Source organism: Roseibium sp. RKSG952 (assembly GCF_009711355.1).
The window spans coordinates 1-1,629 of the sequence record NZ_SMMF01000532.1; the positions used below are offsets into that span (position 1 = coordinate 1).

Annotated in this window: 1 protein-coding gene; it reads right to left on the reverse strand. The window is 36.6% G+C overall.

Annotated elements, in window-relative coordinates:
• Positions 1-750: 750 nt before the first annotated feature.
• Positions 751-1,401: a hypothetical protein gene (locus E1297_RS02040; protein WP_155133263.1), complete on the reverse strand. Its 651-nt coding sequence runs from the start codon at positions 1,399-1,401 to the stop codon at positions 751-753.
• Positions 1,402-1,629: the final 228 nt, after the last annotated feature.

Below are 1,629 nucleotides of genomic sequence, written 5' to 3' on the forward strand. Positions count from 1 at the left end.
AGTGTATTGAATCGGTCTACAATTATAGGAAAATTCTCAAATATATAATTTCCATAACTCGCAAAAAAATGATCATAAAATCCAAATAAATTTGTATAAGTAAAAATTATAAAAATAATTACATAAAAAGCAGAAAAAAATGTATGGTATTTATTGATTGACATATAAAAATATTTATTTTCATAGGACGTACCAATAATTAGATATGGTATATACCAATATTTTTTTCTGTATTTTTCATAACCATAATCGAATTTTGAATTCATTGTACTACCATTCTCTTTGACCTAATATGCTCGAGGAGCTTGATCCTAAGAAATAAATTTTGATATACCCATGTTATCTTCGCAAATATTAACCAGCTTAAAAACTAGATGTCTGCATTTTCTAACGGTTGCATAAAACGCTCTCATTCACCTCTAAAACAGCGCTATCAGAAATAACAGTATAAACCCCGATACCATTGGAAATCCGCACGGCCTTTCACCATTCGCATTGCGCGGCACACGCAACAGGCCCTGATCTTCCGCCGTGACCGCCGTGGCCTGAACGAAAGAAGCCCCACACCTCTCTTCCAGACCCACCACGTAAATATCCTAGGGATGAGCGGCCACCGCGCCTAAAACCGCCCACGGAAGGCAAACCGGCGCTCAGCTAAAAAGCCGCCACGCACGCCGCAAGCGTCCGGCTTTTAAGCCGCCCACAGGCCTGACTTTACGCTGCCGTTGACGCATTCCTGATATGGCTGGTTCAAATTTTGACAAGGTTTTGCCTGCGCACGGTCAGTCGAATTAGAATTGCAATTAGAGGCAGAACTCCGACAGGGAACGAAATCGAAGCGAGAGCTGCCACAAACGGGAATAAAGGTCCAAATAAAGTCGAATAAGCAAAACGCGCGCTATGGTATGATGGAGAGGGTGTAAGACAAAATGTTAGGTAAAAAAAGAAAAATATGACTACCGGATAAAAAATTGCCCCAATAACATGGAGAGGAGTCATTCTGTTTTTTATCGACCCAATGCGCCAGTAATGGCGATATATTATCGCATAAATAATAGATAATATTATAATGCTGGGAAACAGCATAATAAATGACATAAGGTACCACTTGGAAAAAAGAGGGTTAAATCTTTCAAGTGTATCGAATCTATCTACAATAATAGGAATTTCTTCAAAAATAAAATTCCCATATTTAGAAAAAACAAAGTCATAAAATCCAAATAAATTTGTATATGTAGCCGCAATAAAAATAGCTATATATGAAAAAGAAAATATAATTTGATATTTAGTGAGCGCGATATAAAAACCTTCACTTTCATAAGCGCTTCCTATCAAAAAATATGGAGTATACCTATATTTTTCCTTGTAATATTCATATTTATAATTTCCCTTTGTATTCATATTATTTTCACTGTATTTATAGTGAGTGGATGTTTTTTAATTCATGAAACACGATATGAAGAATTCGTACACCGATTCACGCGATTAATCATTTACGATCCTCCAACCCATGCCCTGCCTTTCAATACCAGCTATCAGTATTTTTAACGGTTGCATAAAACGCTCTCATTCACCTCTAAAACAGCGCTATCAGAAATAACAGTATAAACCCCGATACCATTGGAAATC

Bases quoted from the DNA above. Each gene is read 5' to 3' on its own strand.
- E1297_RS02040 (WP_155133263.1), bottom strand. From the start codon at position 1,401: ATGAATACAAAGGGAAATTATAAATATGAATATTACAAGGAAAAATAT.